Annotated in this window: 12 protein-coding genes; 5 read left to right on the top strand and 7 right to left on the bottom strand. The window is 68.2% G+C overall.

Translation table 11 applies throughout. From position 1 onward, the window contains the following. Window positions 1–60 precede the first annotated feature (60 nt). Together ACFWNN_RS19370 and ACFWNN_RS19365 are read left to right on the top strand one after the other, a co-directional pair. Entirely contained in the window at window positions 61–789 is a 729-nt protein-coding gene (locus ACFWNN_RS19370) for a hypothetical protein (protein ID WP_382441289.1), read from the top strand. Window positions 790–992: 203 nt separating this feature from the next. After that, entirely contained in the window at window positions 993–4,007 is a 3,015-nt protein-coding gene (locus tag ACFWNN_RS19365; RefSeq protein WP_382441288.1) for a beta strand repeat-containing protein, read from the top strand. A gap of 84 nt (window positions 4,008–4,091) precedes the next feature. Here the strand turns inward: ACFWNN_RS19365 and ACFWNN_RS19360 are convergent, their stop codons facing one another. Continuing rightward, complete coding sequence (locus tag ACFWNN_RS19360; protein WP_382441287.1) at window positions 4,092–4,460, bottom strand: hypothetical protein; 369 nt, start codon at window positions 4,458–4,460, stop codon at window positions 4,092–4,094. 561 nt (window positions 4,461–5,021) lie between these two features. Here ACFWNN_RS19360 and ACFWNN_RS19355 point away from each other — a divergent pair. Next, complete coding sequence (locus tag ACFWNN_RS19355; RefSeq protein WP_382441286.1) at window positions 5,022–7,085, top strand: sigma-70 family RNA polymerase sigma factor; 2,064 nt, start codon at window positions 5,022–5,024, stop codon at window positions 7,083–7,085. A gap of 4 nt (window positions 7,086–7,089) precedes the next feature. Here the strand turns inward: ACFWNN_RS19355 and dnaB are convergent, their stop codons facing one another. From dnaB to ACFWNN_RS19325, 6 genes are all read right to left on the bottom strand, one after another. Continuing rightward, window positions 7,090–9,048 (bottom strand): replicative DNA helicase, encoded by a 1,959-nt coding sequence (gene dnaB, locus ACFWNN_RS19350; RefSeq protein WP_382441369.1) that lies wholly within the window; start codon window positions 9,046–9,048, stop codon window positions 7,090–7,092. A 606-nt stretch (window positions 9,049–9,654) separates the two neighbouring features. Further along, on the bottom strand, window positions 9,655–10,110 hold the full coding sequence (gene rplI / locus ACFWNN_RS19345) for a 50S ribosomal protein L9 (protein ID WP_382441285.1): 456 nt from the start codon (window positions 10,108–10,110) through the stop codon (window positions 9,655–9,657). Window positions 10,111–10,127: 17 nt separating this feature from the next. Further along, entirely contained in the window at window positions 10,128–10,367 is a 240-nt protein-coding gene (gene rpsR, locus ACFWNN_RS19340; RefSeq protein ID WP_030480165.1) for a 30S ribosomal protein S18, read from the bottom strand. A gap of 59 nt (window positions 10,368–10,426) precedes the next feature. Continuing rightward, the gene (locus tag ACFWNN_RS19335; protein WP_382432594.1) at window positions 10,427–10,936 is read right to left on the bottom strand and encodes a single-stranded DNA-binding protein; all 510 of its coding nucleotides are present in this window, start codon (window positions 10,934–10,936) and stop codon (window positions 10,427–10,429) included. 29 nt (window positions 10,937–10,965) lie between these two features. Then, window positions 10,966–11,274, bottom strand: coding sequence for a 30S ribosomal protein S6 (gene rpsF, locus ACFWNN_RS19330; protein WP_112276372.1), 309 nt, complete (start codon window positions 11,272–11,274; stop codon window positions 10,966–10,968). Window positions 11,275–11,375: 101 nt separating this feature from the next. Beyond that, entirely contained in the window at window positions 11,376–12,308 is a 933-nt protein-coding gene (locus ACFWNN_RS19325) for a hypothetical protein (RefSeq protein WP_382441284.1), read from the bottom strand. Window positions 12,309–12,439: 131 nt separating this feature from the next. Between ACFWNN_RS19325 and ACFWNN_RS19320 the strand changes: the two genes are divergently transcribed. Together ACFWNN_RS19320 and ACFWNN_RS19315 are read left to right on the top strand one after the other, a co-directional pair. After that, window positions 12,440–13,210, top strand: a complete 771-nt coding sequence (locus ACFWNN_RS19320; protein ID WP_382441283.1) for a deoxyribonuclease IV — start codon at window positions 12,440–12,442, stop codon at window positions 13,208–13,210. A gap of 23 nt (window positions 13,211–13,233) precedes the next feature. After that, entirely contained in the window at window positions 13,234–14,610 is a 1,377-nt protein-coding gene (locus ACFWNN_RS19315) for a glycosyltransferase family 87 protein (protein ID WP_382441282.1), read from the top strand.

Here is a 14,610-nt window from a genome sequence, read left to right as displayed (position 1 = left end):
GTAGCGAGGTTTCCTGCGTTGTTCTCCGCTGATCTGCGAGCGAAGACGGGAGCGTCCGGCATGCGCCGGTTCGCCACCCGTGCGCTGCTCGCCGTCGGTGGGGCGATCGCGGGAACGGCCGTTGCCTGGGCGCTCGGCACGACGTCGGCCCACGCGGCCGAAGGTGCTGACACGCAGCAGATCGACATCGTCAGCAAGGTCGTCGCGTCCAGCGACGAGAAGCTGCCGGTCGTCGTCGTTCCCGCTGCGAAGGCAGTGCACAAGATCGACGAGACCTTGCGCGCCGAGCAGGAGAAGGCTCGCGCCGCCCTGCCGGACGTGCAGGTCAAGCAGGCGGTCGACCAGATCGCCGAGCGAATCCTGCCGCAGGTCACCAGGATCGGTCAGACGCAGGCGCCCGCCGAAGCGCGGATGCTCGACGTGACGTTCCCGGAGACTCCGGCTCCCGCCACCGAAGCCGTGCAGTCGGCGGACCCGGTGGTCTCGCAGTACACCGCACCTTCTGGTGCGTCCTGGACGGATCTGTTGGAGCACAACGACTTCGTCGTGCCGTCCGAACAGCGTCCGTCCCTGCCAGGCAACCCGATGCCGAAGCTGCCCGTCCCGGCCCCCGCGCCGGTGCAGTGCTCTTCGTGCCACGACGGTTCTGGCTCTGCAAAGGGCAGCGCGATCGCTGCTCTCGCTGCGTCCGGCAACGCTCACGGCATCTCGTCGACGCGCGCTCTCGCGCCGTCCACCGACGAGGTCACCGTGACGCCGGGCAAGCAGCCCGGTATCAACCCCGACTGATCACAGCGCGCGGTCCGCGACAGCCCTCCTCCCCACGGCTGTCCGGAATTCGACCGACGCGCTTTTTTCTTGCGCTCCTTCAGGTCGATCACCGCGTGCGACTCCCCCGGTGAAAGAACGCGCCTTCCCCTGCGCGTTTCTCGGCCCCACCTCCCATGAACCCCCGTTTTTCTGAACGGGAAATCTGGAAATAAGGAGATCTAATGCAGACCTGGGCAAAGCGCGGACTTCAGACCGCGTTTGTCACTGGTGGTTTGCTGATGCTCGGTACGGGCATCGCTTCTGCCCAGGAGAACGTCGACCCCGACGCCGCCCCGCCGGCCGTCGACGTCGCCGCCTCTGTTCCGGTCAAGGCCGACCAGAACAAGCTGGCCACTCCGGTCAAGGAGATCACGGTCCCCAAGGTGGACCGCACGATCAGCACGGACCGCGTCACCAGCGCGGTGCCCACCCGCACGGCTGCGCCCGTCGCGAACCCGCTGGTCCGTCAGGCCGGCGAGCGCCTGCAGGGCACCCCGCTGCAGAACCTCGTCCGCGGCAACACGATCCAGGCGCACGTCGATGTGCCGATCAACATCTGCGGCAACGCGATCGCGGTCCTCGCGAACACCGACGCGACCGCCGACTGCTCGCAGCACACGCACCGCGACGGCACGATCGTCACGGATGGCGCGGGCCAGGCTCTGGCCGGCAACGTCGTCGCCGTCAACCACATCCTCCCGGTCCAGATCACGGGCAACGCCATCGCGGCGGGTGGCAACGCCACCACCAACACGGCTGCCGAGCAGGTCTCGACGACCGGCGGCGACATCACCACCAACGGTGACCGCGGTGCCATCTCCGGCAACGTCATCGCCGAGCAGGGTGCGACCCCCGTCCAGCTCACCGGCAACGGTGTGGGCGCGGCCGGCATCGCGCAGGCCAACTCGACCGCCGACACGTTCGCCTCCTCCGAGGGCAACACCTGGACGAGCGGCAAGAGCAGCTCGATCTCGGGCAACGCCGTGCCGATCCCGCTGGCCCCGCTGGCCGAGGTCAACGGCAACTCCGCCGCGGGTGCGGGCAACTCCGGCACCGACTCGGTGCAGACCGGCACCGCGATCGCCGGTGGCGACGTCGACACCAACGGCGACCCGGCCACGCTGGCCGGCAACATCGTCGAGCCCGCCCTCGCCGGCCCGATCACGGTCGACGACAACGCGGCCGCCGTCGGTGGCAACTCGGGTGCCGTCAGCGACACCTCGAACTGGTCGAACGCCGGTGGCACCAAGCACACCAGCGGCACCGGCTCGACCGCGTCGGGCAACGTCGCCGGCGCACCGATCTCGCTCCCCGCCGCCGCGGGTGGCAACGGCGCGTCCCTCGTGGGCAACGCCCTCACCGACCACGCGAACCAGGCGACCTCGAACGCCGGTGGCGAGACCTACACGCAGGCCGACAAGTCGGTCCTGTCCGGCAACATCGCCGACGTTCCCCCGGCCACGGCCGTGGACGTGTGCGGCAACGGCGCCACCCTCGCGGGCCAGTCGGTCGGCACCTGCGAGAACGACGTCAAGTCGACGACCAACGGTTACCAGGGCACGACCGGCAACGACTCGGTCATCTCCGGCAACATCGCGCAGACCCCCGTCGCCGCTCCGGCCGAGGTCTACGGCCTCGCCGCCGCGCTCGGTGGCCAGGCGGCCGGCTCGGCCGACGAGACCAAGCTGGTGCGTTCCAGCGGTCAGCCGAACACGCAGGACGACCACGGCACGGTCTCCAGCAACATCGTGACCGCCCCCACGGCCGTCGCGCCGCAGGTCTTCGCCGTCACCGCCGGCCTGGTGGGCAACACCACGTCCGACACGGCGAACGACACCACGGTCATCGCGGGCAAGGACCCGAAGGCCTACGGCAAGAAGTCCTCGGTCTCCGGCAACATCGTCCAGGTCCCGACCTCGACGCCGGCCCAGGTCTTCGCCGACGGTGCCACCCTGGTCGGCAACAACAAGACCACCGGTGACAACGCCACCGACATGAAGGCCGGCGGCGACGCGCTCACCACCGGTGAGCAGGGCTCCATCGCGGGCAACGTCGTGTCGGCTCCGGTCGCCACCGGCACGCAGGTGCTCGGCTGGTCGGTCGGCGGCGGCAGCAACGTCGACGCGTTCTCCACCAACGCCCTGTCGTCCGTCGCCGGTGGCGACGTCAACAGCAAGGGCGACGGCGGTGCCGTCTCCGGCAACCTGATCGGCGCGCAGCCGGCCGTCCTCCCGGCCGTCCCGGGCAACTCGGTCGCCGCGGCGGGCATCACCAACTCCGACGTGGTGTCCGACACCAACGTCATCTCGGGTGCCGACAGCTACGCCACGGCTGAGGACGCCTCGGTCTCCGGCAACCTGATCCACGTCCCCGCCAACGCCTTCGCCGGCGTGTACGCGGACGCGGTCGCGGCTGCGGGCAACGCGACGACCGTCACCGACAAGTCGTCGTACACCTCCGCCGGTGGAGAGATGCTGACCGAGGGCTCCGGCCCGCTGACCGCCCGCGAGATGACCGTTCCGGTCGAGGCGGCGGCCAAGGTCGCGCGCATCCCCGTCGAGGTCGTCGGCCAGGCGACCACGCTGGGCACGAGCGACGACACGCAGCTCACCGGCGAGGACACCGACGGCACCCTGCGCGCCGCGCAGCTCAAGGGCCTCGAGCTCCCCAAGGGCGTCGACAGCCTGCTGAAGGCCAACCAGGTTCCGACCTTCCACGGCCTCGACAGCAAGCTGCCGGTCAACCAGTTCCCGAACCCGGCTGACCTCGCGTCGCTGACCGGCCAGCTGCCCACCCAGGGCCTGCCCGGCGTGGCGCAGGAGCGCACCAACCTGCCGGTCAACGGTGGCCTCGCGAGCCTGTCCCCGAACGTCCAGGGCCTGCCGCTCGGCCAGCTGCTCGACGGTGCCAAGGACCTGGTCCCGGCCGGCGCCACCGAGCGTTCGCTGCCGTCCCTGCCCGTGACCGCCCCGGCCCTGCCGGTGCCGGTCCAGCTGCCCGCCCTGCCGACCGAGCGCTCGCTGCCGACGCTCCCGGTCGACGGCCCGGCCTCCCTCTCGGGTCTCAACCTGAACCCGACCCAGGGCCTGGCCCCGCAGGCCGACGAGCGCGCGCTGCCGCAGCTGCCGTTCAACGCCCCGGCGCTGTCCTCGCTCGACACGGCAAAGGTCTTCCAGACCGTGTCCGGCCTGCTGTAACACCCCTCCGCAACACCCGCTAGACCGCAACACCCTCCTCCGGTAAGAAACTGAGCCCCAGCGACACGACGGTGTCGCTGGGGCTCAGTGCCGTTCCGGGGGCTTTCGCGCTGTCCGGATGACGTCGCCAGGCTCGGCGTCCCCATCACTCGTCACCCAGTGCACAGTCGGCGTGCCGCCGACGAGCTGCCTGACCACCTCCGCGATGGGCGCGCCGTCCCCGAAGTCGTGCTCCGCCAGCACCGCCAGCGTCGAGTCGTTGAACCGCGCCACCGTGAAGTCGGGCCTGAGGCCGCCCCTGAGCTGCCTGGCCGCGCCGAGCACGTCCCCCGGCCCGCTGACCAGCACGAACGTGATGAGCGTGCCGCGTGTGCGCGCCCTGATGAGCGCCTGCTCCAGGCGGTCGAGCAGCAACGCGTGTCCGGGCAGCCCCGTGAGCGGGTCGTGCAGCACCCTCCGGTTCTAGCCGAGCCCCGCACCGCTTGACCAGCACGACCACCACGACGGGTGAGTCACGGGAGGGGTCCCGCGCCTGACTCCTTTCCGTGCTTTGAGGAATAAAGCGGGCAATTCGTAACGGGCTTCAAACCGTCTACGACGATTTCGTCGTGGTGGACACAACTGGCGTGCAGGTCCTCGGTTCCGAATTCTCTTCGCGCGCCGTTCCGATGCCTCCCAACAGCACCACGAGGATCGTGATGGGGGACATCAAGACGCCCGCGACCTGCAGCACGTCGGCAAGACGCCCGAGCCAGATCCACGCGACCGCGGTCGAGCGCGGTGCCGAGCGATGGCGCCCACCTGAATCCTGCCGATGACCGCCGGTCCTCGCGCGGTGTCGGCCACCTGAGGTGGTGGGTCGGGGCGCGCGTGTGAACGGTCTTCTGCTGCCGAACATAGGAGATCCCTCCGCCGCGTGAACAAGACGCGCGGCAGTGCTGGGTGCGCCGGGAACTCAACCTTTACCTCAAAAGATCTTGAAAATTTGTTGTCTTACCTGGTCAGGGGTTTGTGATGAGTGACCTTGTCGACGAGCGCGAGAGATACACCGACCCCCAGGACGTCGAACTCGTCCTGGCTGTGCAGCGCGCGCGACGGCCCGCAGAGCGGAAGCAGGCGTTCGAGGTGATCGTCCGCAAGTACCGGGTACGAGTCCTCCGGTGGTGTCTCAGCCGTCTTGGCGACGAGGTGAACGCACACGACGCTTGCCAGGACACGTTCGAGGCGGCGTTGGCAGGGATCGGCCAGGTCAAGGAGCCCCATCGACTGAGGTCGTGGCTCTACACGATTTCCAAACGCCGTTGCATCGCGATCATCAACGGGAAGCGTGAGCGCGGCATCGTTGCGTCGGACATGACTCTGGAGATCGAGGAGCATCAGCGGGTCGAGCACGAGCTCGACGACCTCCAGCAGTTCTTCGACAGGTTGCTCGACCAGGTGATCGACTCACTCGGGCCGGCAGAACGCGACCACGCCAGGGTCGTCAGCTCCGGGCCGAACCTGAGCGGCGAGGAACTGGCGGCCAGGCTCGGAACGAAGACCGCGCAGGGCGCGTGGAGCCTCGCGTACAAGATCAGGGTGAAGATCTCGTCCGGCCTCCGTGCGCTCGCGCTGGCGAGAAAGGGCCGCGAGGACTGCGCGCTTCTTGACGGAGTCGTGCTCAAGGAGAAGGACTGGAAGGGAGAGGAGGTCTTTACCAAGTACCTGCGGACCGGAATTGCCTTTCACTGGAACCGCTGCAGGACAGCGTTCCTCTCTCATCCCCGCAACGAGTGCTGGAAGCAGACGACCACCTGCACGCACTGCAGCGGGTGCGCGAGGAAGAAAGACGAGCAGGTCAAGGAGTACATGCCCGCGATGGCTCCCGTCCTGGCGGCATTGCCGTGGAACGAGCCGCTCGCGGACTTCGAGGACGACGAGAACGAGCAGGACGGCCAGGCACCTCCTGCGCGTCGTCGGGGCACTCGCGCGTTGGTCGCGGGTGCAGCGCTCCTGATCGTCGCGATCTTGGTGCTGTTGTTTGCGATGCCCGACTCCCAAGAGGTTGCGGCACCGCCTCCAACGCCGCCGTTCCGGTCGATCGCGTACACCAGCAACGACAACGTCTGGTTGCTGCCGGCACCCGGCGAGCAGCCGAGGCCCGTCGGTGAACCGACGACCAACCGGGTTCAGCGCCTAGCCGGGTGGTCCGCTGACGGCAGGCTCATGGCGTTCTCCACTCAGACCGAGGATGCGGTCGGTGTCTACCTGTACGAGCCGAGCAGCGGTAAGCGTCGAGCAGAGGGCTGCCAGGGGTGCAATATCGGGTTCGTTGGATCGACGCCTGTCATCACCGACGTCAACAGCCCGACCGGGTTCTCGACTTTCCCGCTCGACGGTGGAGGGGCCCCGTTCACCGTGTCCGGGCTTTCCACCGTTAGCCCGGTCGAGAACTTCTACGGAAACCTTGTACCGCGGTTTGCCTTCTCCGCTTACGGCGATCAGTCCGGCCAGGACATCTATCTGATCGAAAGCCCTCAAGGCCCCGAGCGGTTTCCGTTCACGCTGTACTCGGTGGATGGAGGTGGTGTCGCGAAGTCCGTCTACAGCACGAACGAGTCGGTTTTCGGTGCCTTCTACGACAGCAGCCGAAAGAGTCTGCTGGTCATCGCTTCCCAGGACGGTGGAAACGTGGTTAGGCAAGTCGATCCGAGGTCAGGAGCGGCTCTCTCCCCGGACCTCACCGTCGAAAGGTCGGCTGTCACAGGTGCACAGGGTCTACAGCTGGCGACAATGGGGTTCGACGACCAGGGCAGTCCCTACGCCGTGACTGTGGCAGTAGGCAACCTGAGCTGGGATCCGGCCACCGGCCCGCAGGTGGAGAAGACCACCGCCACCACTTACCGCCTCTCAGGCGGAACCTGGGTCGCCTCTGCTGATCCGTTGACGACTGACGTCGGCAACGGGTGGACCGCGACGATGACCTACGACTCCGTAGCGGGCAAGGTCGCGCTGGGCACGCTCGTCTTCCGGAAGGAAGGGAGCACCGAGATCTCGATTCCGTCCGTCTCGAAGCCCGCGGTGCTTCTCGCGGGCTGACGGATCAGGTCTGGGCCAGGTCCGTGAACCGCGAGTAGTGCAGCTGGTGCGCGACGACGATCGTGGCCGTGGGGCCGGCGCGGTGCTTGGCGATGATCAGGTCGGCCTCGCCCGCGCGCGGGTCGTCGCGCTCCCACGCGTCCGGTCGGTTGACCAGGATGACCATGTCGGCGTCCTGCTCGAGGGAGCCGGACTCACGGAGGTCGGAGAGCATCGGGCGCTTGTCGGTTCGTTGTTCCGGGCCGCGGTTCAGCTGGGAGATCGCGATGACCGGGACGTGGAGTTCCTTGGCGATCAGCTTCAGGTTTCGGGAGAACTCCGAGACTTCCTGCTGGCGCGACTCGGTCTTCTTGCCCGACGACATCAGCTGGAGGTAGTCGACCACCACCAGCTTGAGGTCGTGGCGTTGCTTCAGGCGCCTCGCCTTGGCTCGGATCTCCATCATCGTGAGGTTCGGGCTGTCGTCGACGAAGAGGGGGGCCTCGCTGATCTCGCTCATCCGGCGGGCCAGGCGGGTCCAGTCGTCGTCGCTCATCGTGCCGCCTCGCATGTCGCTGAGGCGGATGCGGGCCTCGGCGGAGAGCATGCGCATGACGATTTCGGTGCGGCTCATTTCCAGGCTGAAGATCGCGCTGGTCATGCCGTGCTTGACGGAGCACGACCTGGCGAAGTCGAGGCCCAGCGTCGAGTTGTGCGTGGGGATCATCGTCTGGCCGGCCAGGTAGAGGTGGTCGTGGTTGTCGACCTCCACGCAGCGGACCGGGACCGAGGCGACCGGGCGGACCGCGAGGATCTCCACCTGGTCGTGCTTGCCGAGGCTGGCGGTGAGCTCGTCGACGTCCCGGCGCAGGCGGGCGAAGCGGCCGTCGATCTGGAGGGCGGCCAGGAGTTCGGCGCGCTGCTTGGTCGAGGCGCGCAGATAAGTGGCCGGGATGTGCGGGTCGTCGGCGAGGTCCAGGTCCTTGGCGACGCGGAGTTCCTCGTCGGTCAGTTCGAGGTCGCCGAGGCCCGAGAGGAACAGGCCCAGCGCGCGGGGTGACAGCGGCAACGCGGCCGGAGCCAGGTCCCAGGCTGCCGACAGGCGCACGTACTGGCGGCACAGGCCGACTCGGTCGAAGAGCTGCGCGGTGGTGCGGATCGCCCAGAAGCCACCGGTCTCGGAGCACGACTCGGTCAGCCACTGGTGTTCGGCGTCGGCGACGATCACCGTGCCGTCGGAGAACTCCACCTCGAAGCACGGGCGGCCCGTCATCACCTCGGTCGCGGCCACGACTCGGGTCGGGCGGCCGTCGGCGCCCATCAGGTACGAGCCGACCGTGACGGAACCCATCGTCGTCCAGCCGGACGGGGTCGGGAGCGGGGTGTCCAGCGCCAGCGCCTTGCCGACACCGGGGCGGGCGGCGACGATGATCATCTGGCCGCCGTGCAGGCCGTTGGTCAGGGCGTCGAGGTCCGCGAAGCCCGTCGGGATGCCCTGGGAGATGCCGCCTCGGGACGCGATGGCGTCGATCTCGTCCATCGTCGGCTGCAGCAGGTCCTCGAGGGCGACGTAGTCCTCGGTGGTGCGGCGGTCGGTGACCTCGTAGATCGCCGCCTGCGCGCGGTCCACGACCTCGTCCACGTCCGCGCCCTCGGCTCCGTTGTAGCCGAGCTGGACGATTCGGGTGCCGGCCTCGACGAGACGGCGCAGGACCGCCTTCTCGGCGACGATCTCGGCGTAGTAGCCCGCGTTCGCCGCCGTGGGAACGGTGGCGATCAGCGTGTGCAGGTACGGGGCGCCGCCCACGCGCAGCAGTTCGCCGCGGCGTTCGAGCTCGGCGGAGATCGTGATCGGGTCCGCCGGTTCGCCCCGGCCGTAGAGGTCGAGGATGCAGTCGTAGATCGCCTGGTGCGCCGGGCGGTAGAAGTCGTTGGGGGCGAGGGCCTCGATGACGTCCGCGATGGCGTCCTTCGACAGCAACATGCCGCCCAGGACGGACTGCTCCGCGGCCAGGTCCTGCGGCGGCTGGCGCTCGAAAGCGGGTTCCGCCATGCCCCGGTCGTCCACGAGCGCCACTGCTGAATCACCCCTGCGAAGAGTCGAGAAGCCGGTGCCTGAGTCCCCTAGTTGTACCCCGCGGCACCGACAATTTCGGGCGGCCACGCTGTGCGATGGGGTCGCCCTGGTGGCGACGCTAGAGGGACCCGTCCGGAGCAAGCAAACCAGCGTGTGGATCGCCCTGTGGACAACTGGGGGACAACCTGTGGATGGTTGCTCACAGGGCTAGGAGCGCTGGGGACAACCTGTTGACAACCGGTGGAGTGACAGAAATAACCCCAGCTCAAGGCCTGTGCACAAGTTGTGGAAAAAGTTGTGTGCCACGCCGTCGGCGTGTCGCGAAAAACACCTTCGTCGGCGTGTCGCGGCCCCGGTAAACACTCAGTTTATCCACAGGACGTGGACAGACACGCACTGGTCCGAACGAGCGAAAGCGCCACCCACCCGGAGCATTCCGGGTAGGCAGCGCTTCAGCAAACCGAACCATGGGTGATCCCCACCAAAGGGTGGTGATCAAGCCCCGAGGAGCACTTACTCGCCCGCGGTCACATTCAGCGGGAGGGCGACGGTGACCTCGGGGTGGAGGCGAACCGTCACCGAGTGCTTGCCCGTGGTCTTGATGTGACCCGGCAGCTCGATGGCGCGCTTGTCCAGCACGGGACCACCGGCGGACTTGACGGCAGCCGCCACGTCCGCGTTGGTGACCGAGCCGAACAGCTTCTTGGAGCCCGCGGCGGCCTTCGCGGTCAGGGTGACGCCACCCAGACCCTCGAGCGCGGCCTTGATCTCCTTGGCGTGGTCCAGGTCGCGCACGCGGCGGGTGTCCTGCGCGCGGGTGATGACCTGGATCTGCTTCTGCGCGCCACGGGTCGCGACGATCGCGAGACCACGCGGGAGCAGGTAGTTGCGGCCGTAGCCGTCCTTGACCTCGACGATGTCGCCGGGAGCGCCAAGGCCGGAAACGTCAGCGGTGAGGATGAGCTTCATCGCGAATGTCCCCTTTCTTAGCGAGCGGTCGAGGTGTAGGGCAGCAGGGCCATCTCACGGGCGTTCTTCACGGCAACAGCGACGTCGCGCTGGTGCTGCGAGCAGTTGCCCGTGACGCGGCGGGCACGGATCTTGCCGCGGTCCGAGATGAACTTGCGGAGCAGCGTCGTGTCCTTGTAGTCGATCAGGGACGCGCTCTTGTCCTTGCAGAAGGCGCAGACCTTCTTCTTGGGCTTGCGCACAGGCGGCTTGGCCATGTGTCTCTAACTCCTGGATACGCAGTGAATGAAGTACTGGATGACCGGTGCAGTTCGGTCTAGAAGGGGGGCTCGTCGGCAAAGCCACCGGAGCCGGCCGGCGGGGCGGAACCCCACGGGTCGTCTGCCGGCGCGCCGCCGCCACCGCCACGAGACTGCTGACCGCCGCCGCCGCCGAAGCCGCCGCCACCGCCGCCGTCTCCACGGCTGACCTTGTTGACCTTCGCGGTCGCGTAGCGCAGCGAGGGGCCGATCTCGTCGACCTCCAGCTCCACGACGGTGCGCTTCTCGTTTTCCTTCGTCTCGAAGGAACGCTGGCGCAGCCGTCCTGTTACCACCACTCGCGAACCGCGGGTGAGCGACTCGGCCACGTTCTCGGCGACCTGACGCCACACGTTGCACCGCAGGAACAGCGCTTCGCCGTCCTTCCACTCGCCGGACTGGCGGTCGAAGGTGCGGGGCGTGGAGGCCACCGTGAAGGAGGCCACCGCGGCACCGCTCTGGGTGAAGCGGAGTTCGGGGTCGGCAGTCAGGTTTCCGACTACCGTGATCGTCGTCTCACCAGCCATGTCTTGGGAGCTCCCCTAATCGAGGTTCGTCAGGCCTTGACGGCCGACTTGGCGGGCTCGCGGCGCAGGACCTTCGTCCGGAGCACCGTCTCCTGCAGACCGAGCTGGCGGTCCAGTTCCTTCACCGCGTCAGGCGTCGAGGTCAGGTCGAGCACCGCGTAGATGCCCTCGCTGTTCTTGTTGATCTCGAAGCTCAACCGGCGCTTGCCCCACACCTCGACCTTCTCAACGTTTCCGCCCGTGGTGCGGATGACGTTGAGGAACGTGTCGAGAGACGGCGCGATCGTGCGCTCGTCAAGGCTGGGGTCGAGGATGACCATCACTTCGTAATGACGCATGAGGACCACTCACCTCCTGTGGACTCGCGGCCACGGGCTTTCCGTGGCAGGAGGGTCGTCGCGTCAGCAACTGACAAAGGTTAACAGAGCGCGTCCGGCGACTACGCAGGGGTGCGGCGGAGCACCCAGGTCCGCACCAGCGCGCCCGTGACCAGGGCGAGCATCAGCACCGCGACCAGCACCGGAGCACCGACCCCGCCGGGGCCCGAGAGCCGCGGCAACGCCGTCGCGCGACCGGCGGCCTGGATCGAGTCGCCCGCGACGCCGACGCCGTTGGACGCGCGCGGCACCTGCGAGCCGTACCGGACGCCGGGAGACGGCGAGTACAGGCCGGGCATCGCGAACGGCAGCGAGCCGTAGCTGAACAGCGGCACGCGGCCGAAGTTCGAACCGATCGGGTACAGCGAGAAGTCGCGGTTGCTGGGCGCGCCGGCACCCACGCCGGGCACCCCGGGCTGCGTGCCCGGCTGCTGCGGCTGGGTCCCCGGCTGCCCGCCGGGAGGCTGCTGACCAGGCGGTTTCGGCTGGCCGGGCAGCTGCGGCGTCAACGCCTGCGACTGGTCGGCGATCGCCTTCGACCCGTCCTGGATCGGCGCCGCGACCTGGTTCACGCCGGTCACGACGACCTGGCAGCCCGAGGTCAGGGTCTGCCGCACGGACTTGTCGAGCTGGCCGAGGATCGGGCCGAGCAACGGGATCTTGTTGACCTCGGCCATCACCGCGTTGGCGATCGTGGCACCGGAGATGGTGGTCGTCCCGACCTGAACAGCGCCGATCGGCATGGGCTTGGCCTGCGCGAACGCGTTCTTGAACGGTTCAGCGAGCGGCGGCCCGAGCAGCGGAACGGCGCGGATGAGATCGGTGATCGGCTGCGTCACGGCAGCCGGACTGAGAGCGACGGGCGTGCCGGGTGCGCCCTGCACGGACGTGGCACAGCTCCCGACCACGATGGGATCAGCCGCGTGCGCGACCCCGCCCACCGAAGCGGACGCCAGGGCCAGCAGCGCCGTGGCGGCGACGCTCAACAGCCTCATGCGAACCCCTTTCCTACTCTCAAGTAACGACCGTAGGTCCTGGTGGTGACGCGAGCCACCCCCAGTTTTTCCAGTTACTCCTATCGGCGGCGGCTGCGATGGCGTTATGGGCGCCGACTACCCTCCTGCGTATGCGCATCGGGGCCCATGTACGCGACGACGACCCGGTCGGCGCCGCGGCCGAACGCGGGGCCGAGGTCGTCCAGTTCTTCCTGTCGGATCCCCAGGGCTGGAAGAAGCCCAAACCCCACCCGCAGACGGAGGCCCTGCTCGCCTCCGACCTCGAGGTGTTCATCCACGCCCCGTACATGATCAACATCGCGTCGCTGAACAACAAGATCCGCATTCCGTCCAGGAAGAACGTGATCCAGCACGCGGAGGCGGCCGCGACCGTCGGCGCCAAGGGCCTGATCGTGCACGGCGGCCACGTGACCAAGGGCGAGGACCCGGCCGAGGGCTTCGCGAACTGGCGCAAGTTCTTCGAACGGCAGGTCGCCGACGGCGGCTTCGCGGTCCCGGTGCTGATCGAGAACACCGCGGGCGGCGACAACGCGATGGCGCGCTCGTTCGACAACCTCAAGCGCCTCTGGGACGCCGTCGGCGAGTTCGGCTCGGGCTTCTGCCTCGACACCTGCCACGCGTTCGCGGCGGGCGAGGACCTGGTCGGCATCGTCGATCGGGTGAAAGCCATCACCGGCCGCATCGACCTCGTGCACCTCAACAGCTCGCGCGACGAGTTCGGTTCCGCGCGCGATCGGCACGACAACATCAAGACTGGCACCATCGACGCCGACCAGCTGGCGGCCGTGGTCGCCACCGCCGGGTGCCCCGTCGTGGTGGAGACACCGGACGAGGGCCAGGCGGAAGACATCGCCTTCCTGCGCGACCGCGCCGGCCGGTGAACACCGTGCACGAGGTGGTGAGCGTGACGCCCGAGCGAGGCGACGGCGGGCGTTTCGCGAACCGCTTCGGCAGGCCCGCCGCTGTCGTGCTCGTGCTGCTCTGCGGGCTCACGCTGCTCCTCGGCTTCATCAACAAGGACCGCTGCACGGGTCCCGCGTTCGACCAGTGGGGCCGCACGCAGCCCGACTACGACGAACGCAACAAGGAAGACGTCTGCTACTCCGACATCCAGCACCTCTGGATCGGGCGCGACATCGACCGCCACGTCTTCCCGTACGTCGACGGCGGCATCAACGACAAGGGCACCCTCATCGGGGGCACGGTCGAGTACCCGGTGCTCTCCGGCCTGCTGATCTGGGCCGGCGCGATCTTCGCGCACAACGACGCGCAGTACCTGCTCTTCTCGTCACTGCTGATGGCGCCGTTCGGCCTGCTCACGGGCTGGTTGCTGGGCAAGCTCGCCCGCTGGCGCGCCCTGCTGTGGGCGATCGGGCCACCGCTGATCCTCTACGCGTTCCACAACTGGGACCTGCCGGTCGTGCTGTGCTCGGTCGCCGCGGTCTTCGTGGTGCACCGCTGGAACCGGCCGCTGGTCGAGAGAGCGACGGTCGCGTCCGTCCTCCTCGGCCTCGGGTTCGCGTTCAAGGTCTACCCGGCGGCCTTCGTGCTGCCGCTCATGCTCTTCGTCGCCACCGGTGGCTGGCGCGGCCAGGAGATGCCGAACGGCAAGAAGGTCGACGTCGCCGGCGCGGTCAAGGTCGGCCTCGCCTCGATCATCACGGTCGTGCTGGTCAACCTGCCGTTCGCGATCGCCGGGTACGACGGCTGGGCGGCGTCGTTCGAGTTCCAGCAGCTCCGCCGGGTCGACATCACCACGAACTCGATCTGGTACTGGGGCCTGCGGCCGTTCATGGGCGACGACCCGATGCAGTCGGTGGTCGGCGTGATCTCGCCGATCGCGATCCTGGTCTCGTTCGGGATCGCCGCGGGCTACGGCTGGATGCGCTTCCGGCGTGAGGGCAGCTACCCGTGGATCGCGGTGTCCGGCGCGATGCTGTGCGGCTTCATGCTGCTGCACAAGGTCCACTCGCCGCAGTACACGCTGTGGCTGGTGCCGTTCCTCGTGCTGCTGCGCGTGCGGCTGATGTGGGCGCTCGCGTACTACGTCGTCGACCTCGCCATGGGCATCGGCATCTTCCGCTGGTTCTGGGCGATCGAGTTCGGCCAGCCCGCCGGGATCTACGACAGCTTCTCCGCGCAGGCCGTGATGATCGGCGTGTGGGGCCGGGCCGCGTTGCTCGTGGCGTTGTTCGTGGTGTTCCTGAAGTCGAAGGACGTCACCGAGGACGACCACGAAGATCTGAAGTTCGTCCGCGGTGCGGTAGCCACCAGAGCCTGA

Origin of the sequence: Lentzea sp. NPDC058450 (assembly GCF_042721395.1) — a bacterium.
In the GTDB taxonomy this organism is placed as follows: domain Bacteria; phylum Actinomycetota; class Actinomycetes; order Mycobacteriales; family Pseudonocardiaceae; genus Lentzea.
Note: the sequence above shows the minus strand (reverse complement) of the source record. Positions and strands in the feature narration are given on the sequence as shown.